This is a genomic window from Stenotrophomonas sp. Marseille-Q5258, from assembly GCF_946900935.1.
GTDB classification, from domain to species: domain Bacteria; phylum Pseudomonadota; class Gammaproteobacteria; order Xanthomonadales; family Xanthomonadaceae; genus Stenotrophomonas; species Stenotrophomonas nematodicola.
Map to the genome: position 1 here is coordinate 174,894 of NZ_CAMPPN010000002.1, position 19,184 is coordinate 194,077.

Consider the following 19,184-nt stretch of genomic DNA (forward strand, 5'->3'; position numbering starts at 1 on the left):
GGCGCGCTCAGCGCTGCAGGAAATTCTTCAGCAGGGCGTGGCCGTGCTCGGTAAGGATGGACTCGGGGTGGAACTGCACACCTTCAACCGGGTGCTCGCGATGCCGCAGGCCCATGATTTCCTCGACCGTGCCATCCTCGTTCTCGGTCCACGCGGTCACTTCCAGGCATGCCGGCAACGTTGTCTTGTCCACCACCAGCGAGTGGTAGCGTGTGGCCTGGTAGCGGTCCGGCAGGCCGGCGAACACGCCCTTGCCTTCATGCCGGATCGGCGAGGTCTTGCCATGCATGATGGTGCCGGCGCGGATCACATCACCGCCGTACACCTGGCCGATGCTCTGGTGGCCCAGGCAGACGCCGAGGATCGGCGTGGTCGGGCCCAGCCGGCGGATCAGTTCCAGCGACACGCCCGCCTCGTTGGGCGTGCACGGGCCGGGCGAGATCACAATGCGCTCGGGGGCAAGCGCGGCGATCTCATCGACGCTCAGCGCGTCATTGCGCACCACCTTGACCTCGGCGCCCAGCGTCTGCAGGTACTGCACGAGGTTGTAGGTGAAGCTGTCGTAGTTGTCGAGCATCAACAACATGGTCAGGGTCCGTCTTGGATGAGGAAAATGGCGTACACGTTCTCGGTGTACGTGATGGGCGCGGCGGTGAGCAGCTCGCCGCCCGACGCCGCGCGGTAGCGCGATCCGGTCACGGCTATTTTGTCCAGCGTTGTGCTTTCGCCGCCGCCGAACCCATCGCGGACGGCCGTGCCCCAGGTGCCGGCCTGCACGCCATAGGCGAAGTTCGGTGCGACGTCGGAAATGCTGTACAGGCCGGTGATCTTCGTGCCGTACGCGCCGGCCAGGCCCTTGGCCGATTCGCGCGTCTGCGCGGCGGCTTCGGCCTTCAGTTCACCCCGCAGGCGGCTTTCGCCCGAGTAGGTCGGTTCAGCGGTGCTGACCTGCACCTCGCGGCTGGCTTTCAGATCGCCGAGGAAGGCTTTCAGCGCCTGCGCATCGGCGAATTCCGCCTTCAGGTCGCGACTGGCGGCGGTGCCGTTGTACACCTCCTCATCGTTGCGATAGCGCGTGGAGGGGGCAATGCGCAGATTGGCGGCGCTCACGGTGCCCTCGATGGCACCGTGCCGGGCGAACAGCTGCAGCACGCGTTCGGCATTGGCCTGCACGCGGGCACGGGCGACATCGGTCTGCATGTCGACCGACTCCAGTTCCACCTTCACCGTGAAGCGGTCCGGCATCACCGTGCGGCTGGCGCTGCCCTTCACCAGCAGATGCGGCTGCGAGGGGATGGTATTGGCCTGGCCCCACGCAGGGGCGACCGCGGCCAGCGTCGTCGACAACAGCAATGCGCTCAGCAGCTTCATGCGCCCGACCAGACCGAAGATCGGGGGGGTGCACGTCTTGATGTCGGAATACGTTGTAGGCAGCAAACGACTATCTCCTGTTGAGGGAGCCGCCGTGCCGGGGAGCGTTGAACTGGAACTTGCCCGCCGATGCGGCGGCAAGGTGCGGTCGGGGACCGCGACGACATGCCGCTTCCTACTGGAAGCGCCACCACTGGGCTACGTTGTTTGACGCAGTGCGTGTCATCGGAAGTATTCTCAGATCTACAGGGAAAGGCTTCGGAACGCGCCTCGCCGGTGGTCCCTAGCGTAGCAGATCCCGTTCCACCCTGTGCAGGAGCAGATCCACCTCGCGCAAGCCTCCGCGCACCCGGTAGCTGATGGCGACAGGCCGGCCCAGGCATCTGGCAATCCGGCCTTCCTGCTCCTGCAACGGTATACGCCGCCTCCCCCCCGTACACGTGTTGTGCCGTGCAAGGGGCGTCTCTACGGTTCTGCCTCCGGCGTATCAAGGAAGGCAGGGATGGCCCGGCACTTCATCGTTGTAGGGGACAGTCTCAGCCGTGGCGGCAGGGTGGTGAGCGGGTCGCCCTTTACCGACATCGAGGGCCGCCCGATGGCCCGCGTCGGCGACAGAGCCTTATGCAGCAAGCATGGGCCGGCCACCATCATCACCGGCGATGCCACGGTGATCATAGACGGCAACGCCGCAGCGAGGCACGGTGACTGGGCAAGCTGCGGCTGTCAGCTTGTTGCCGGCCAGCAGTCGCTGGTGTTCACCGACAACGGTGAGTCCACTGCCCCAATGACAAGGGCACCCTCAGGCGAAATGCCGCCGGGACCCGCTTCGGGTGGGCCGCTGGCAGCACCCGCTCCATCGGCGCCCTCGACACTGGGGTCACGCGGTAGAGCCGCCCGGGTCTGCTGGGTCAACGATCAGGACATCCGGGTGGCTGCGAACGCTCACGGGCGCTACTACCAGGTTTACGGGCCCGGCGGCGACGCGAAGGTGTTCAGCATGGAACGACGATTCCGCATCGATGTGCCGTTGCACACCGCCGGCGACGTAGAGGTGACGGTGAAGCTCAAGGCCGTACCTGTACCAAGCCCTCCGGAAGCGCAGGCCACCGAACACGATATCGAGGCCGTCAAAGCACGCATGGAGGGTGCCATCCAACAGTTCTGGAACGGCAGGTTCACCTTGTCGGTGTCAGATCCACAGTGTGGGAACCGCTCTTTCCCGATCCGCTACAAGGTGGAGTGGGTGACCCGCGGACAGGACTACACCATGAATGTATACCCTTCCGTCATGCGGGCGCATGTCCAGAGCTTGAGGTTGAATATATGGAAAGGCATCAGCGCATGGACATTGGCGCACGAGTTCGCACATTGTGTTGGCGTTGCCGATGAGTACGCCTATGACCCAGACGAAGCTTGGACACTGCGGTACTACGCACACGATGGGACGTTGCACGACGAAGTGGTCCAACTGCCCCCCATCAAACCAGGCACCGATCCCACGGCCACTATAATGTCCACAATGCGATCCACCGCCACAGCGCCGAGGCACGCATGGCCCATTGCGTTTGAGGCACAACGCTTTCTCAGCGCGGAGATCGGAAGGACAATCACATGTATCGTCACTTGATCATTCCTATCGCCATTCTCATGAGCGCCGGTTCAGAGGCAGGGAGTGCACCCAGGGGCCTCAACCCCGATTTCGAGGTGACAGTGGTCTGCAGTAATGATGCGCGCTGCACCTTCGATCACTCGGATGTCCACTTCAGCATCATCATCAGGAACGTCAGCGATTCGGCGATCCGTTTTCCTCTGGAATTCCTGCGCCAGGCGGGTCCGTACGTGACCCTTCACGACAACAGAAGCGATCACACCGAGACCCTCCCCGCTGGCATGCGTGATGAAGCACTGCTTGCGAACCTGACCGTCGTCGAACCCGGCCAGACCGTCTCTATTCCCGGATCCATCAGCGAAGCACAGCTTGAAGCGTGGGGAGGATCGTCGGTCGATGTCACGGCGGAAATCCGCCTGTCGGCGCCACTGGATCAGACGCTGATGTTCCGCCCGATCGGCAGTGCGATGCTACGCATTGTCGGGAAAAAGGTCAGGCACGCCCCCGTTCAACCCCCGATGCCCTGATTCTTCGGGTTCCGCCAAGGGGCGCGGTGCGTGCGCGAGGCACCGGCCGCCTTTCCACCGCCGCCGCCACGCCTGTCGCGGCGGCGGCCACGCCTCACAGGCCCTTGGCAGCCTGCGCAACGGCGCGGAACAGCGCGCGGCCCTTGTTCATGGTCTCGTCCCATTCCTTGCCCGGATCGGAGTCGTAGACGATGCCGGCGCCGGCCTGCACATGCAGGCGGCCGTCCTTGATCACGGCGGTACGGATCGCGATCGCGGTGTCGGCATCGCCGTGCCAGCCGATGTAGCCGATGCTGCCGGCATACACGTTGCGCTTGATCGGCTCCAGCTCGCGGATCACTTCCAGCGCGCGGATCTTCGGCGCGCCGCTGACCGTGCCGGCCGGGAACGTCGCGCGCAGCACGTCGGTGTAGCTCAGGCCCGGCTGCAGCTGGCCGGTGACTTCGCTGACGATGTGCATGACATGGCTGTAGCGTTCGATCACGAACTGCTCGCCCACTTCCACCGTACCGGCCCGGGAAACACGACCGGCATCGTTGCGGCCAAGGTCGATCAGCATCAGGTGCTCGGCACGCTCCTTCGGATCGGCCAGCAGTTCGGCTTCCAGCGCGTTGTCTTCTTCCACGGTGGCGCCACGCGGACGCGTACCGGCAATGGGGCGCACGGTGACTTCGCCGTCCTGGAGACGGACCAGGATTTCAGGCGAGGAGCCAACCACCTGCACATCGCCGGTATCCAGGAAGTACATGTACGGCGAGGGATTGAGCGCACGCAGCGCGCGGTACACATCCACCGGGCGCGCCTTGAACGGCACGCTCAGGCGCTGGCTCAGCACCACCTGGAAGATGTCGCCGGCGCGGATGTATTCCTTGGATTTGTCGACCGCGGCGATGAAGCCTTCGCGGGTGAAGCCGGACACGAAGTCGTTCTCGTCGAGCACGTCGCGGGTGATCGGTGCCGGATAACCCGCACCGGGCGCGCGCAGCTTGGCCACCAGCGCATCCAGCCGCGCCTGCGCGTCGTCCCATGCGCCGGGCTGGCCCGGGTCGGCGTGCACGATCAGGTACAGGCGGCCCTTGAGGTTGTCGAACACCGCCAGGTCTTCGGAATGCAGCAGCAGGATGTCCGGGGTGCCCAGCTCATCGCGGCCGCGCGGCGGTGCCAGGCGCGGTTCGATGTAGCCGATGCACTCGAAGCCGAACCAGCCGACCAGGCCACCGGTGAAGCCCGGCAGGCCCGCCAGCTTGGGCACCGAGTGGGCGCTGCGCAGCGCCTCGACCTCGGTGAACGGGTCGGCGACTTCGCGGGTTTCCACGACCTGGCCGGCTTCACTGACGGTCAGGGTGTGACCGTGGAAGGCATACACCCGGCGCGCCGGCAGGCCGATGATGGAATAGCGCCCGAAGCGTTCGCCGCCTTCGACCGATTCGAACAGGTAGGTATGCGGGCCGTCGGCGAGCTTCAGATAGACCGAGAGCGGCGTGTCCAGGTCGGACAGCACTTCGCGGACGACGGGGATGCGGGTGTGGCCTTCAGCGGCCTGCTGCTGGAACTGATCGAGCGTGATCAAGACGACTTTCCTTCCGGGAAACGGCGGTGGCGGGACGGACGACGGCAACAGGCCACCATCGCCACCAGCGGCGAGCGGAAGAAAGGGAATGCGGGGTCGTCAGAATGGACACGCGGCGACTGTACCGCATTGGCGGCACCGGATGGAACCCGGCGCCGCCATGAAGGTCAGCGCCGCGACAGCAGCGGGCTGTCCAGCGGCAGGTGCAGCCGGACCCGGCCCGGCACGCAGTCGATGCGGAAGCGGCGGGCACGGACCGGCTCGCCATCCAGGTTCAGGGTCAGCGGCTGGGCCGCCTCGATCTCCACCCAGGGGGCCTGGACGCGTTCGGCCACCTGTTCCAGCGCGCCACGCTTGCCGCCCGTGACCAGCGCGGTGAAGGTGGACGCGACTTCGCCGCTGAGCTCGGGAATCAGGGTGAGGTCCAGCAGGCCATCGTCGATGTGCGCGTCCGGACACAGCACCTGCCCGCCCCCGGCCTGGCGACCGTTGCCGACCCCCAGCGCAATGAAGCCCCCTTCCCAGTCGAAGCCGGGCGCGCGGACCCGCGCCTGGATCGGCTCGATGCGGCCCAGCCGCGAAATGCCGGTGACCAGGTACGCCAGGCCGCCCAGCATCTTCTTCAGGCCCTCGTCGGTATCCACGGTGACCTCGGTACCGAAGCCGCCACTGGCCACGTTGGCGCACCACCAGCGCTCGCCGTCGGCGTCGATGCGCAACAGGTCCACCGGGCGCGGCGGCTCATGCTCGATCAGGGCCAGCGCCTGTTCGGGGTCGTCGGGAATCTCCGCCGCGGTGGCGAAGTCATTGGCGGTGCCCAGCGGCACCAGACCCAGCGACGGCAGCGCATCGGCATCCTCGTCCCGGTGCGCCAGCGTTTCGGCCACTTCACTGAGCGTGCCATCGCCGCCGGCGGCAATGATGGTGTCCACGCCGTGCGCGATCGCCTCGGCCACATAGCGCTCGGCATCGCCCTCTTCCCAGGTCACCCGCACTTCCAGCGTGGCCCCGCGCTCACGCAGCGCGTGCACCGCCTCGCGCAGCTCGGCATTGCCGGTGGACTTGCCGTTCAGGATCAGACGCCATCGCTTGCCACGCATGCAGCACTTCCACGGATCAGGGAGGCGCAGGCTAGCAGTGCGCTGTGTCGGGGGCGGTGAACGCCGCGATCACGCGTGGGAAAGCGGCCCCACGGGGCCACCCTGTGTCGACGAAACCGGACACCGTCGATTCAGCCGCCTGGGTTTTCCGGCGCATCCTCTTTGCCGACGGTGACGGATTTGTAGTGGTACTCCACCAGTGTCCACGCGCCGTTGTGGAAGGTGTAGCCCCAGGTTTCGGTACTTACTGCCGCGTCCCGGGAGGTAACGGTCATCCCGTCGCCTTGGTTGCCGCCGTTCGGCAGCGGCGTGGGCGGGCCTGCGCTGGGCGCGCGCGCGACGCTCGATCCGGTCAAGCCTGCTCGTGTCGTGAGCACCTGGACCGTGCCGCGCCTGGACACCGGCGCGTACGCCGGCGAGCGTCCCGCGATCCAGTCGAGCCAGGATGCCGCTTCGACCGACCCCGCCGGATAGGTCGTTTTCGTGGTGATGCTGACAGGGTGGTCAGCGCGTTGCGCCAATACGGCAACCGGTGCCGTGGCAAGCACCCCTCCTAGTACCACAGATACCATCGCAGTCCGAAGCGTCACGTTGATCTCCTTGTGTGGCAGTGAAGCAAACGGCGGACGTTCGCCGGTCGCCTCTCCCTTGTAGCAGCCCGTCAGGCCGTCTTCTGAAGCCCGTTGATTGCTTTTCTCGATAGTGCGACGTCGCTGCTGATATGGCACAGGGCGCGCCCCTTTCACACGAGTACCCGCGAACCGCAGCGGGAACGTGTGGACGTGCCTCGATGCGCTGCACGCCGCGTGGATGCACGCAGTTGCCGGTGCATGCATGGCCTGCGTGGCCCAGCACGGCGCGGGCGAGTGGCGCTGTCGCTTTCGACATAGACGCCGCGGTACAGGATTCTGCGTCGTCTGCACGCAGCGGGGAATGCGTCATCAAAGCGTCATCGCGCGCCCGGAGAATGGAAGGCCATAGCAGGGACGACGGATGGAGGCAGGATCAGCCTCCGATTAATTCCCAAGAACAGTTGCCAGCATTGGCGCTCAGCTTGCAGCAACTGATTCAATACCCCAGCAGCACCCCCAAGGCAGCGGCGTCAATGCGCTATTGCGGGTCATGGGTCGGAGTCTCTGTCGCATTGCGTACAGCACAATCCGCCCTAGCTGGCAGCAAAAGCCGCGCCCCGCCTCTTGCCCGCGAAGGACAGGATCACGTCGGTCCAGAAGGGCTACGAGAGCCCGCGTCCAGGTCAGATGGGTATCGCATGTACGAAAGCATGCCTATACAGCCTGTCAATCCGTGACCTGTCAGAGCACTTCAACAGTATCCTCAACTACGTGCGCCAGCAAAACCTTGGCGGCGTCCCTTACATGTGAGGTGGAGGGGTGTCGAAGCTTGTCGTTGCGGACACTCTGCTGCTTGGCAAGTCTGTCTGCGCGCCAGACGTTCAACTCATTCGTACCAGCTGCTGGCATTGCCTGTGAGCGAAAGAAGCAAGACAAAAATGAATGGCGGACTGGAGCGTTGCAAATGACCCGCATGATTGATGAAGATTTTGAGTATTTCTATCGAAACTCGGGTTTTGGTCCTGCAGTGGATACCCGACCCGCAGGGGAATCTACGCTGACGTTCTATCGCGGGAAGCTACCTGAAAAGCTGCTTGAGTACTGGAAGGCCTATGGCTTTTCCGGCTACGGAGGCGGCTTGTTTTGGATGACTGATCCAAGTGAGTATTCTGAAGTCCTCAATGCCTGGATCTACGGCACGCCGCTGTACGGGACCGACGATTTCCACGTTATCGGTCGGACGGCATTCGGGCGACTGATGGTGTGGGGAACCCGAACGGGCCCGTGCATGACCATCCTGTCGATGACGTCAATGATCTTCCCAAAAGACAATTCGAAGTGGATGAGCCAAGGCAAAGGCGACTTTTTAGCGTCCAGTTGGGTGGAGCGCCTTGATAAGGTCGATCTAGATGAGGAAGACGAAGCTGGAAAGCCTATGTTTGAAAGAGCAGTGAAACAGCTCGGGCACTTGGCTCCCGATGAGATGTATGCCTTCACTCCGGCTTTGAGGGCGGGCGGGCCGTGTCGCCTCGATCATTTGAAGAAGGTCAAGGCCGTCGAACACCTCATGCTCCTAGCCCAACTTGGAGAGCCAGAAATCATGGTGGACATCGTGAAAGAAGCGAAAGACCGTGGTGTTTGGAAGTAGCCCATGCCCGGTCATCCAGGTCGGACTGTCATCGGCCTCTAAGCCGCCGCCGTTTAGCGGCGGCGGCCATCCAGATTGAGCTTTCAGCATCCGACTGCGCTCTCAACTTTCGCTTGTCTTCGCAAAATCGACCTCCGCAACGGGCTGTTGACCAGTTGCATATCCACGCGCAGCTTCTGGGCTTCGCGCGTCAGCACGCCATCGCTGCCACGTAGCTTCTCGCTCCACTGGAGCCTTGCAGCCAGGGTGCGGTCTTTTTTGCCCGGTGTCAGCCGGCGGCGAATTCCCGCAGCGCGTCGCCTTCCATGCGGTACACCGTCCACTCGCTCTGCGGTTTCGCACCGGCGGCTTCATAGAACCTGATCGCCGGTTCATTCCAGTCCAGCACCGACCATTCGAAACGGCCACAGCCATCGGCAACCGCGATACGCGCGATGTGCTGCAGCAGCGCCTTGCCGGCACCGCTGCCGCGCTGCTGCGGGCTGACGTACAGGTCTTCCAGGTAGATGCCGTTGCGGCCCAGCCAGGTGGAGTAGTTGTAGAAGTACACGGCGTAGCCGATGGCCTCGCCACCGGCCTCGCAGATCAGCGCGTGCGCCGTGGCATCGGCGCCGAACAGGCTGGCGCGGATGCCGGCTTCGTCGGTCTGCACCGACGACTCGGCCTTCTCATAGATCGCCAGCTCGCGGATGAAGCGCAGGATCAGCGCTGCATCGTCGGCGGTGGCCACGCGGATGGTCACAGTGGCCACCGGCATGGCTCAGCCCCTGGCCTGGGCGACGTTGTGGCGCATCTGCGCGATCACGTCCTGGTAGCTGGAGGTGGCGTTGAAGATCGCCGAGCCGGCCACGAAGGCATCGGCACCGGCGGCGGCGATCGCGCCGATGTTGTCAGCTTTGACGCCGCCGTCGATCTCCAGGCGCACGTCGCGGCCGCTGGCATCGATCTTCTGGCGCACGACGCGCAGCTTGTCCAGCGCCGAGGGAATGAACGCCTGGCCGCCGAAGCCCGGGTTGACCGACATCAGCAGCACCAGGTCCAGCTCGTCCAGCACCCAGTCCAGGATGTCCACCGGGGTGGCCGGGTTGAGCACGATGCCCGGCTTGCAGCCCAGCGAACGGATCAGCTGGATGGTGCGGTGGACGTGGCGGGAGGCCTCCGGGTGGAAGCTGATGTAGGTGGCACCGGCCTCGGCGAAGTCCGGAATGATGCGGTCCACCGGCTCCACCATCAGGTGCACGTCGATCGGCGCGGTGACGCCGTGCTTGCGCAGCGCCTGGCAGACCATCGGGCCGATGGTCAGGTTGGGCACGTAATGGTTGTCCATCACATCGAAATGCACCCAGTCCGCACCGGCGGCGAGCACGTTGTCCACTTCCTCGCCCAGGCGGGCGAAGTTCGCGGACAGGATGGAGGGGGCGATGATGCAGTTGGACATGGCCGGGGCCTTCAGGACGTGGACGGGGAGGCGCCGCGCGGGGTCAGCGCTTGCGCAGGGTCTTGATGCGGTCGTAGGCGGCGTTGAGCAGGCGCGACTTGCGCTCGGCCTGCTGGCGCAGCTCCGGGGCGGCGCCGACGACCTTGTCGGGGTGGTACTGGGAGATCAGCCGGCGGTAGGCCAGATCGACCTCGGCGTCGGTCGCCTCGGAGGTCAGCCCCAGCTCGCGGTAGGGGTTCTCCCTGTTCAGGCGGAACCAGTCGGCGTCGAAGGCATGCCCGATCAACAGGCCGACCACGGCCCCGAACAGCGGATTGGGCCTGAAAAGCAGGGCGCCAGCGATGAATCCGAGCAGTTTTCCGTACCAGCGCATGGTCGTAAGGGCGGCCGGGTCGACAAAGGAGCCTCATTTTACGTCACAGCGGGCCCAACCCGCTTTACACTAGGCCGCCCGCTGTCTGTGCGGGCCCTCCGGGTCCCCTGGACAGCTGTCTTGACGAAGCCTCAGGAGTGCCCGTGCCGACCACGTTGTTGCAATCCGATCTCCCCGGCCTGCCCTTGCGCCATCGCGGCAAGGTGCGTGATGTTTTCGACATTCCGCGCGACCGGCTGCCCGCCGGCACTCCGCCGGGGGACTACCTGCTGATGGTCGCTACCGACCGTCTGTCGGCCTTCGACGTGGTGCTGCCCGATCCGATTCCCGGCAAGGGCGAAATGCTCTGCCAGGTGTCGAACTTCTGGTTCGCCAAGACCGCGCACCTGATGCCCAACCACCTGACCGGCATCGACGTGGCCAGCGTGCTGCCCGAGGGCGTTGACCCGGCGCTGTACGCCAAGCGCGCAGTGGTGACCCGCAAGCTGAAGCCGGTGCCGGTGGAAGCGATTGCCCGCGGCTACCTGATCGGCAGCGGCTGGAAGGACTACCAGCGCACCGGCAAGATCAGCGGCATCGATCTGCCCGACGGCCTGCGCCAGGCCGAACAGCTGCCCGAGCCGATCTTCACCCCCTCGACCAAGGCCGCCGTGGGCGACCATGACGAGAACATCGATTTCGATGCGATGGTGAAGGCGGTCGGTGCGGACCTGGCCGAGCGCGTGCGCGACGCCACCCTGCGCATCTACAAGTTCGCCGCCGACTACGCGCGCGAGCGCGGCATCATCCTGGCCGATACCAAGTTCGAGTTCGGGACCGATGCCGATGGCCGCCTCTACATCATGGACGAGATGCTGACGCCGGATTCCTCGCGTTACTGGCCGGCCGACGAGTACGAGGTGGGCACCAGCCCACCGAGCTACGACAAGCAGTTCGTACGCGATTACCTGGAAACGCTGGACTGGGGCAAGACCGCTCCGGGCCCGAGCATCCCGGCGGAGATCATCGAGCGCACCCGCGCCAAGTACGCCGAGGCGCTGCAGCGCCTGGCCGGCATCTCGGTCGATTGATGCATGTCCCCCGTCGCCGCAACGGCGACGGGGGACGTCGACCGTGGGTGGGCGGGGACACGCGACGCCGCGATGGGCGGGCTCCGGGAGTATCCTGTGCCCACTCCGGAGGCTCAATGTCCACGACGACCCAGCTTGAGCGGCCCATCGACCGCTACTTCGCCAGCTATTCCGACGACCACCGCAATGCGATCAACCAGCGCATCCATGTGATCGCGGTGCCGGCGATCATGTGGTCGGTGATCGCGCTGCTGTGGTGCCTGCCGCCGTTGATCACCTGGTTCCAGTACGGGATCTGGGCCGGTCTGGCGATGTTCGCCGCGTGGGCCTACTACAACCGTCTGTCACGCCGGCTCGGCTACGGGATGCTCGCCCTGTTCTTCGTCAGCGGCTGCCTGTGCCGGCTGCTGGAAGCCGAAATCGGCCTGCGTGGCCTGTTCTGGCTGGGCCTGGGCGTATTCGCCGTGGCCTGGGTGGCGCAGTTCATCGGCCACAAATTCGAGGGCCGCAAGCCCAGCTTCCTCACCGATCTGGTCTACCTGTTGATCGGCCCGGCCTGGGTGATGGCCAAGGTCTACCGTCGCCTGGACTGGCGCTTCTGAACGCACTTTCCTGAACGACGCGACAGGCTCACCGGCGGTCCACGCGCCGGCGTCCAGCATCCCCATCAGGCCCCCATCCGGGTACGCTGGCGTTCAGCTCCGTGACCGTCCGCCTTCTTCCGCAGGCCCTGCCATTGCTGGCCGGAACCCGCTCGGCACCCCCTGCGACCGGCCACGTTCGGCAAAGCCGCTCCATCGGTTCCATACGGCCCGCGACGCTCCCGGATGGACCCACTGACGAGGCTGAAAAAATGAATCAGCGCACGTTACATGCAGTTCGATGCGTATTCGGGAGTATCGGCGACAATTGCCTGCCTGTTAGACTGAACGACCTGCTCGTGAATCCCGCATTCCCTGCATGAATCCCAGTCTGCTCCTGCTGCTCGCCCTGCCCTTCCTGATGGCCGTGGCGGTCGCTTCATTCCGACGCACCTCCCGCTCCACGGCCGCCTGGTTGGCCGCGGCCGCTCCATTGGGTGGGTTGGCGCTGCTGGCCACCCTGACCCCCGACATCCTGGGCGGCGGGGTCGTCCGCAGTTTCGGGCAGTGGCTGCCGCAGATCGGGCTGGCATTCTCGCTGCGGCTGGACGGCCTGGCGTGGATGTTCGCCGGCCTGGTCCTGGCCATCGGCGCACTGGTGGTGATGTACGCCCACTACTACCTCAGCGCCCGCGACAGCGCCCACCGCTTCTACTGCTACCTGCTGCTGTTCATGGGCGCCATGCTGGGCATGGTGCTGTCGGGCAACCTGCTGCTGCTGATGGTGTTCTGGGAAATGACCAGCATCAGCTCGTTCCTGCTGATCGGCTTCTGGTCGCACCGCCAGGATGCCCGCGAGGGCGCGCGGATGGCGCTGGTGGTGACCGGCGGCGGCGGCCTGGCCCTGCTCGGCGGCGTGCTGCTGATCGGCCGCATCGTGGGCAGCTTCGAGCTGGACGCGGTGCTGGCCGCCGGCGATGCGATCCGCGCCAGTGCGCTGTATCCCTACGCCCTGTTCCTGGTGCTGGCGGGCATCTTCACCAAGAGCGCGCAGTTCCCGTTCCACTTCTGGCTGCCGCACGCGATGGCCGCACCGACGCCGGTGTCGGCCTACCTGCACTCGGCCACGATGGTCAAAGCCGGCGTGTTCCTGCTGGCACGGCTGCACCCGGCCCTGTCCGGCACCGACCTGTTCTTCTATACGGTCAGCGGCATCGGCGCGATCACCCTGCTGATCGGCGCGTGGAATGCGATCTTCCAGCACGACCTGAAGGGCCTGCTGGCCTACTCGACGATCTCCCACCTGGGCCTGATCACGATGCTGTTCGGGCTCTCCGCCCCGATGGCGGTGGTCGCCGGCGTGTTCCACATCCTCAACCACGCCACCTTCAAGGCCTCGCTGTTCATGGCTGCCGGCATCATCGACCACGAAACCGGCACGCGCGACATGCGCAAGCTCGGTGGGCTGCGTCGGCTGATGCCCTTCACCAGCGCGCTGGCGATCATCGCCTCGCTGGCAATGGCCGGCATTCCGCTGCTCAACGGCTTCCTGTCCAAGGAAATGCTGTTCGCCGAAGCGCTGACCACGGAGGGGCCGGAAGCGATGCGCATCGCCATGTCGGTCGCCGCCCTGCTGGCCGGCGTGTTCGGCGTGGCCTACAGCCTGCGCTTCGTGCACGACACCTTCTTCGGCAAGGGCCCGCACGATCTGGACCGCGTGCCGCACGAGCCGCCGCGCTGGATGAAGGTGCCTGTGGAGATTCTGGTGGTGGTGTGTGTGGCGGTCGGCGTCGCCCCCGCCATCACCATCGCACCGGTGCTGCATGCCGCCGCCTCGTCCATCCTCGGCCCGGCGATGCCGGCTTACAGCCTGTCGGTATGGCACGGCTTCAATCTGCCGCTGGCGATGAGCGCGGTTGGCGTGCTGGGCGGCATTGCCCTGTATTTCGGCCTGCGCCGCCTGATCAATCTGCATGCGGTGGTCACCCGCGCCACCGGCCGCAATCTGTTCCACAAACAGCTGGACCTGGTGTTCGGCTTCGCCCATCGGCTGACCCAGGCACTGGCCAACGGCAGCCTGCAGCGCATGCTGCTGGGGCTGGTGGTGGTGGCGATCATCGTCGCGGCAGCCCCGTTCGTGGCCACGCCGGTCTCGCCCAACTGGCCCTCGCCGCAGCCGCTGCCGCTGCTCGGCTGGGGGCTGTGGCTGGTGATGATGGCCTGCGCGTTCGGCGCGTTGTCCAAGTACCGCCAGCGCCTGCTGGCGGTGCTGCTGCTGGGTGGCGTGGGCCTGATCGTGTCGCTCACCTTCGTGTTCCTGTCCGCTCCGGACCTGGCCCTGACCCAGCTGCTGGTGGAGATGGTCACGCTGGTGCTGATGCTGCTGGGCATGAACTACCTGCCGGCGCAGTCGCCACGGGAGCGCTCGCGCTGGCGCAAGGGTCGAGACGTGCTGATCGCGGTGCTCGGTGGCGGCGGCCTGGCGGCGCTGGCCTATACGGCGATGACCCTGCCGCCCAATACGATGGCCGGCGAGCTGCTCGCCCGCGCTCTGCCGGAAGCGTACGGCCAGAATGTGGTCAACGTGATCCTGGTGGACTTCCGCGGTTTCGATACCTTCGGCGAGATCACCGTGTTCGGCATCGCTGCGCTGGTGGTTCACGCGATGCTGCGGCGTTCGCGGATGGCCCCGGAGCAGATCATGCCCGGGCCGCCGATGAAACTGCCGGTGCCGGCCGATCTGGCCCAGATCATGTTCCCGCTGACCATGACCGTCTCGATCTTCCTGTTCCTGCGCGGCCACAACGCGCCGGGGGGCGGCTTCATCGCCGGCCTGGTGCTGGCCGTGCCGCTGCTGATCCAGTACGTGATCCAGGGCACCGCGTCGGTGGAATCGCGCTTCGGCTTCGACTACATCCGCTGCATCGGTGCCGGCCTGCTGATCGCCATCATCAGCGGCAGCGCATCGATGCTGTTCGGCGTGCCGTTCCTGACCAGCGGCCACCTGGACCTGCACCTCCCGCTGATCGGCGAGGTGCCGCTGGCCAGCGCGATCGGGTTCGATACCGGCGTGTACCTGGTGGTGTTCGGCGGGGCGATGCTGATGCTGTCGATGATGGGCACCATCAAGCCGTCACGCACCCGCAGCGCCCGCAAGGGCGAGATCGATCCCAACCGTCGTTCGGCAAAAACCGGGGAGATGCACTGATGGAACTGGCCCTGGCAAGCGCGATCGGTGTGTTGGCCGCGATCGGCATTTACCTGCTGCTGCGTGCGCGCAGCTTCGACGTCATCCTCGGCATGACCTTCCTCTCCTACGCCACCAACCTGCTGATCTTCGCCGGTGGACGCCTGGTCACGGGCAAGGCGCCGGTGCTGCGCGAGGGCATCGACAGCGATCTGGGCAACTACACCGATCCGCTGCCGCAGGCGCTGGTGTTGACCGCGATCGTGATCGCCTTCGCGATGACCGCCGTCAGCATCGTGCTGGCCATGCGCAGCCGCAGCGACAACGATAGCGACCACGTCGATGCGCACGAAGACGACGCCGACAGCGGGCCGACCGATACCGCGTCTGGCCGGGAGGGTGACGCATGAACCATGCGGTGATCCTGCCGATCCTGATTCCCCTGTTCGGCGCGGCCTGCTCGCTGTTCGTGGAGCACCGCCGCTTCGGGCCCAAGGTCCAGCGCAGCGTGGCATGGATCACGCTGACGGCACTGGCAGCGGCGGTCGCACTGCTGTTCGCACAGACCGCCGATGGCAGCATCGCGGTGTACCTGCTCGGCGACTGGCCCTCACGGCTGGGTATCGCGCTGGTCGCCGACCGCCTGTCGGCGTGGATGCTGGTCACCACGCTGCTGCTGGCCATTCCCTGCCTGATGCACGCCTGCTCGGGCTGGGACCGTCGCGCGCCGCACTTCCACGCGCTGTTCCAGTTCCAGCTGGTCGGCCTCAACGGCGCCTTCCTGACCGGCGACATCTTCAATCTGTTCGTGTTTTTCGAGGTGATGCTGATCGCCTCGTACGGCCTGCTGCTCAGTGGCGGGCGCGGCCTGCGCATGCGCATCGGCCTGCACTATGTGGTGTTCAACGTCACCGCCTCGACCCTGTTCCTGATCGCGCTGGGCCTGCTGTACGCCTCGCTCGGCTCGCTCAACATGGCCGAGCTGTCCCAGCGCATCGCCGAGGTGCCCCCTTCGCACCTGCTGCTGGTCAAGGCCACGATGGGCCTGCTGCTGCTGGTGTTCTGCAGCAAGGCCGCACTGATGCCGCTGTACCTGTGGCTGCCCGAGGCCTATGCGCGCGCGCCGGCCGCAGTGGCGGCGCTGTTCGCGATCATGACCAAGGTTGGGCTGTATGCGGTGCTGCGGGTGAGCACGCTGTGGTTCGGCGACGATGCCGGCGCGATGGCCGGCTACGGCAGCGACTGGCTGCTGTGGGCCGGCGTGGCCACCCTGGTCCTCGGCGGACTGGGCGTGATGGCAGCGGCACGGTTGCGGGTGCTGGTCTCCTACCTGGTGGTGGTGTCGGCGGCCACGCTGTTCATCGCCTTCGCCGTGCGCACCCCGCAGGTGCTGTCGGCCGGGTTGTACTACCTGCCGCACAGCACCTTTGTCGCCGCAGCACTGTTCCTGGTGGCGGACCTGATCCGACGCCGTCGAGGCGGCGCCAGCGACCGCAAGGAGATCATCGCGCCAATGCCGGGCAAGCAGACCCCGGCGGTGCTGTTCCTGATCGGCGCGGTGGCCGTGGCCGGCCTGCCGCCACTGTCCGGCTTCCTGGCCAAGGCCGCGCTGCTGGCCGGCATGCCCCCCGCCTACACCGGCGTGGTGTGGACGGCAGTGCTGGGCAGCAGCCTGATGGTGATCGTCGGTCTGACCCGCGCCGGTATCCGCCTGTTCTGGCGCGTGCCGGCAGCCGAGGACGGCGCGCCGCCCGCGCGCAAGGCGCCCACCCGTACCGTCGAACTCATCGCTGCGGCCCTGCTGTTGAGCTACGGCATCGCGATGAGCCTGTTCGCTGGCCCGCTGATGCAGCACACCGACGCGATGGCGACCCAACTGCTTCAGCCGCAGGAGTATGTGAACGGCCTGCGCGCGACCCCGCCGGAGATCCGCCAGCCATGAGCGCCCGTCCTTCGCTGTACAAGCGCGTGCTGCCCTCGCCCTCCCTGAGCGTGATGGTGGTGGCGTTCTGGCTGCTGATGTCCGACAGCTTCACCGTGGGCCAGTTCGTGCTCGGCATGTTCCTGGGTCTGGTGGTGCCGCTGTTCGCGGCGCGGCTGGACCGCGAGTTCGCCCGCATCGGGTCGCTGCGGCCGCTGCCAAAGCTGGTGATGGTGACCCTGTGGGACATCCTGGTCTCCAACATCCGCGTGGCGATCCAGGTGCTGGGGCCGGAGCGACGCATCCACCCCGGCTTCATCTGGCTGCCGCTGGACATCGCCAACATCCACGGCATCGCCGCGCTGACCAGCATGATCACGCTGACCCCCGGCACCGTCTCGGCCGCGCTGTCGGACGACCGCCGCTACCTGCTGGTGCATGTACTGCACCTGGACGACCCGGACGCGCTGATCCGGCAGATCAAGACCCGCTACGAAGCCCCGCTGATGGAGATTTTCCCATGACCGGATACATGTTCATCCAGACCACGATGGTGGTGTGCATGCACGTGGTCGGCGTGGCCATGCTGCTGGCCACCTGGCGCCTGCTGCGCGGCCCGACCGTGCCTGATCGCATCCTCGCGCTGGACACCCTGTCGGTGACGGCGATCGCCGAGCTGATGCTGTTCGGCATGTACCTCAATTCGGCGGTGTACTTCGAAGCGGCGCTGATCATTGCCATGCTCGGGTTCGGCAGCACGGTGGTGCTGAGCAAGTTCGTGCTGCGCCGGGACATCGTCGAATGATCACCTTCATCCAGATCGTGCTGTCGCTCCTGCTGCTGTTCGGCTGCTTCTTCATCCTGGTCGGCGCGCTGGGCCTGGTGAAACTGTCGAGTTTCTTCAAGCGTCTGCATGCACCCACCAAGGCCAGCACGCTGGGCGTGGGCTGCGTGCTGGTCGGTTCGGTGTGTTACCACATCTTCCTTGGCGAAGACCCGCAGCCGCGCGAGCTGCTGATCACCGTGTTCCTGTTCATCACCGCGCCGATCAGCGCGCACATGATGGCCAAGGCCGCGTTGTCGCTGATGATGGAAAAGCGCCCCACTCTGCCGGGCGATGAAACGGCCAAGGAAGAAGCGCTGCCGCCGCCGGAACCACGCCGCGACGAGACGCCCTGACACCGCAGTGAAAGGGCCGTGGCCGCGCGCTGTCAGCCCGCGGTGGCCAAGGCCAGCTCCAACGCGACCCAGCCCAGGAACGCCACCAGCAGCACGCCGCCTTCGCGGCGGCTGATGGTCAGGTCGCCGCGCAGCATCGGGTACAGCACCAGCACGAAGGCGATCGCCGCCGGCAGCTCCAGCTTCACGAACGACTCGGGCAGTGCCAGTGGTCGCAGCGCGGCCATGCCGCCCACCACCACCAGCAGGTTGAACAGGCTCGAGCCGATGACGTGGCCCAGCACCATGTCGCCCTGCCCGCGGCGCGCGGCCGCAATGGCGGCGGCAACTTCCGGCAGCGCGGTGCCGATGGCGACCGGCAGCAGGCCAACCAGCAACGGCGACCAGCCCAGGCCCGCGCCGAACACCGGCGCCGCCTGCACGATCCAGCGCGCGCCGTAGTACAGGCAGACCACCGCGAACACCACGCGCAGCACGTTGAGAAACAGGCCGGTACGGGTCATCGCGTAGCCGGCAATCGCCTCGCGGACAGGCTCGGACTCGTGCGGCGCGCGGCGCAGCACAAATACCAGCACCGCCACGAAGCCCAGCAGCAGCACCGCGCCTTCCCAGCGTGCGATCACGCCATCCAGCCCGAACACGATCAGGGCCAGGCTGGAGACCGCCAGCAGCACCAGCAGCGGCGAGAGCAGCCGTGCACGCACCAGCAGCGGCGCCGCGAGGGCGGCCATGCCCAGGGTCAGGCCGACGTTGACGATGTTGCTGCCCACGGCGTTGCCCAGCGCCAGCGCCTCGGCACCGACCACGAACGCGCGTGCGTTGACCACCAGTTCGGGCAGCGAGGTGCCGAAGGCGACCAGCAGCAACCCGGCCACGAACGGCGAGGCGCCGAAGCGCTGCGCCAGCCCGGAGGCCGCCTTGACGATCGAATCGCCGCCCAGCGCGAGCAGCACCAGACCCAGTACGAACCATGTGGCAGCAGCGATCATCGGTAAATCCCCCGGTGGCAGGCGTGGGCCGATTCTAGAGCCACGGCGG

General features: G+C 66.1%; 20 protein-coding genes. 11 read left to right on the plus strand and 9 right to left on the minus strand.

What is annotated here, in order from left to right; genetic code table 11:
* Positions 1-7 precede the first annotated feature (7 nt).
* Positions 8-586, minus strand: coding sequence for an aminodeoxychorismate/anthranilate synthase component II (locus OC534_RS02035; RefSeq protein ID WP_017354538.1), 579 nt, complete (start codon positions 584-586; stop codon positions 8-10).
* A 2-nt stretch (positions 587-588) separates the two neighbouring features.
* Entirely contained in the window at positions 589-1,371 is a 783-nt protein-coding gene (locus OC534_RS02040; protein ID WP_262071289.1) for an SIMPL domain-containing protein, read from the minus strand.
* A 502-nt stretch (positions 1,372-1,873) separates the two neighbouring features.
* On the opposite strand from OC534_RS02040, the gene OC534_RS02045 reads away from it, so the two are divergent.
* Both OC534_RS02045 and OC534_RS02050 read left to right on the plus strand, forming a co-directional pair.
* The gene (locus OC534_RS02045; RefSeq protein WP_262071290.1) at positions 1,874-2,998 is read left to right on the plus strand and encodes a PAAR domain-containing protein; all 1,125 of its coding nucleotides are present in this window, start codon (positions 1,874-1,876) and stop codon (positions 2,996-2,998) included.
* Positions 2,983-3,507, plus strand: coding sequence for a hypothetical protein (locus tag OC534_RS02050; RefSeq protein WP_136004609.1), 525 nt, complete (start codon positions 2,983-2,985; stop codon positions 3,505-3,507). The genes OC534_RS02045 and OC534_RS02050 overlap by 16 nt, the downstream gene beginning before the upstream one ends.
* A 94-nt stretch (positions 3,508-3,601) precedes the next feature.
* Here OC534_RS02050 and trpE read toward each other — a convergent pair whose 3' ends face one another.
* From trpE to OC534_RS02065, 3 genes are all read right to left on the minus strand, one after another.
* Positions 3,602-5,077, minus strand: coding sequence for an anthranilate synthase component I (gene trpE / locus OC534_RS02055; RefSeq protein WP_262071291.1), 1,476 nt, complete (start codon positions 5,075-5,077; stop codon positions 3,602-3,604).
* A 167-nt stretch (positions 5,078-5,244) separates the two neighbouring features.
* On the minus strand, positions 5,245-6,177 hold the full coding sequence (gene yegS, locus OC534_RS02060; RefSeq protein WP_136004612.1) for a lipid kinase YegS: 933 nt from the start codon (positions 6,175-6,177) through the stop codon (positions 5,245-5,247).
* Positions 6,178-6,308: 131 nt separating this feature from the next.
* Positions 6,309-6,905, minus strand: coding sequence for a hypothetical protein (locus tag OC534_RS02065; RefSeq protein ID WP_262071292.1), 597 nt, complete (start codon positions 6,903-6,905; stop codon positions 6,309-6,311).
* A gap of 808 nt (positions 6,906-7,713) precedes the next feature.
* Between OC534_RS02065 and OC534_RS02070 the strand changes: the two genes are divergently transcribed.
* On the plus strand, positions 7,714-8,397 hold the full coding sequence (locus OC534_RS02070; protein WP_262071293.1) for a GAD-like domain-containing protein: 684 nt from the start codon (positions 7,714-7,716) through the stop codon (positions 8,395-8,397).
* 268 nt (positions 8,398-8,665) lie between these two features.
* On the opposite strand, the gene OC534_RS02075 is transcribed toward OC534_RS02070, so the two are convergent.
* From OC534_RS02075 to OC534_RS02085, 3 genes are read right to left on the minus strand one after another with little or no spacing between them, the layout of a single operon-like run.
* Positions 8,666-9,148, minus strand: coding sequence for a GNAT family N-acetyltransferase (locus OC534_RS02075; protein WP_262071306.1), 483 nt, complete (start codon positions 9,146-9,148; stop codon positions 8,666-8,668).
* Between the two features lie 9 nt (positions 9,149-9,157).
* On the minus strand, positions 9,158-9,835 hold the full coding sequence (gene rpe, locus OC534_RS02080; RefSeq protein WP_262071294.1) for a ribulose-phosphate 3-epimerase: 678 nt from the start codon (positions 9,833-9,835) through the stop codon (positions 9,158-9,160).
* A 43-nt stretch (positions 9,836-9,878) separates the two neighbouring features.
* Positions 9,879-10,208, minus strand: coding sequence for a DnaJ domain-containing protein (locus tag OC534_RS02085; RefSeq protein WP_017354530.1), 330 nt, complete (start codon positions 10,206-10,208; stop codon positions 9,879-9,881).
* A gap of 143 nt (positions 10,209-10,351) precedes the next feature.
* Between OC534_RS02085 and OC534_RS02090 the strand changes: the two genes are divergently transcribed.
* The 8 genes from OC534_RS02090 (at position 10,352) to OC534_RS02125 (ending at position 18,146) form a co-directional block, all read left to right on the plus strand.
* On the plus strand, positions 10,352-11,278 hold the full coding sequence (locus OC534_RS02090) for a phosphoribosylaminoimidazolesuccinocarboxamide synthase (RefSeq protein ID WP_165699812.1): 927 nt from the start codon (positions 10,352-10,354) through the stop codon (positions 11,276-11,278).
* Positions 11,279-11,394: 116 nt separating this feature from the next.
* Complete coding sequence (locus tag OC534_RS02095) at positions 11,395-11,880, plus strand: Mpo1-like protein (RefSeq protein ID WP_153165049.1); 486 nt, start codon at positions 11,395-11,397, stop codon at positions 11,878-11,880.
* 358 nt (positions 11,881-12,238) lie between these two features.
* Positions 12,239-15,067 (plus strand): monovalent cation/H+ antiporter subunit A, encoded by a 2,829-nt coding sequence (locus OC534_RS02100; protein ID WP_153165050.1) that lies wholly within the window; start codon positions 12,239-12,241, stop codon positions 15,065-15,067.
* Positions 15,067-15,456 carry a Na+/H+ antiporter subunit C gene (locus OC534_RS02105; RefSeq protein WP_262071295.1) on the plus strand — a complete coding sequence of 130 codons (390 nt, stop codon included), beginning with the start codon at positions 15,067-15,069 and terminating at the stop codon, positions 15,454-15,456. Before OC534_RS02100 ends, OC534_RS02105 begins: the two co-directional genes overlap by 1 nt.
* A complete protein-coding gene (locus OC534_RS02110) occupies positions 15,453-16,988 on the plus strand; it encodes a monovalent cation/H+ antiporter subunit D (protein WP_017354525.1) in 1,536 nt (511 codons plus the stop codon). Before OC534_RS02105 ends, OC534_RS02110 begins: the two co-directional genes overlap by 4 nt.
* Positions 16,985-17,491 carry a Na+/H+ antiporter subunit E gene (locus OC534_RS02115; RefSeq protein ID WP_017354524.1) on the plus strand — a complete coding sequence of 169 codons (507 nt, stop codon included), beginning with the start codon at positions 16,985-16,987 and terminating at the stop codon, positions 17,489-17,491. Before OC534_RS02110 ends, OC534_RS02115 begins: the two co-directional genes overlap by 4 nt.
* The gene (locus tag OC534_RS02120) at positions 17,488-17,772 is read left to right on the plus strand and encodes a K+/H+ antiporter subunit F (RefSeq protein ID WP_017354523.1); all 285 of its coding nucleotides are present in this window, start codon (positions 17,488-17,490) and stop codon (positions 17,770-17,772) included. The genes OC534_RS02115 and OC534_RS02120 overlap by 4 nt, the downstream gene beginning before the upstream one ends.
* Positions 17,769-18,146, plus strand: a complete 378-nt coding sequence (locus tag OC534_RS02125; RefSeq protein WP_017354522.1) for a Na+/H+ antiporter subunit G — start codon at positions 17,769-17,771, stop codon at positions 18,144-18,146. Before OC534_RS02120 ends, OC534_RS02125 begins: the two co-directional genes overlap by 4 nt.
* Positions 18,147-18,178: 32 nt before the next feature.
* Here the strand turns inward: OC534_RS02125 and OC534_RS02130 are convergent, their stop codons facing one another.
* Entirely contained in the window at positions 18,179-19,135 is a 957-nt protein-coding gene (locus tag OC534_RS02130) for a sodium:calcium antiporter (protein WP_136004625.1), read from the minus strand.
* Positions 19,136-19,184 lie beyond the last annotated feature (49 nt).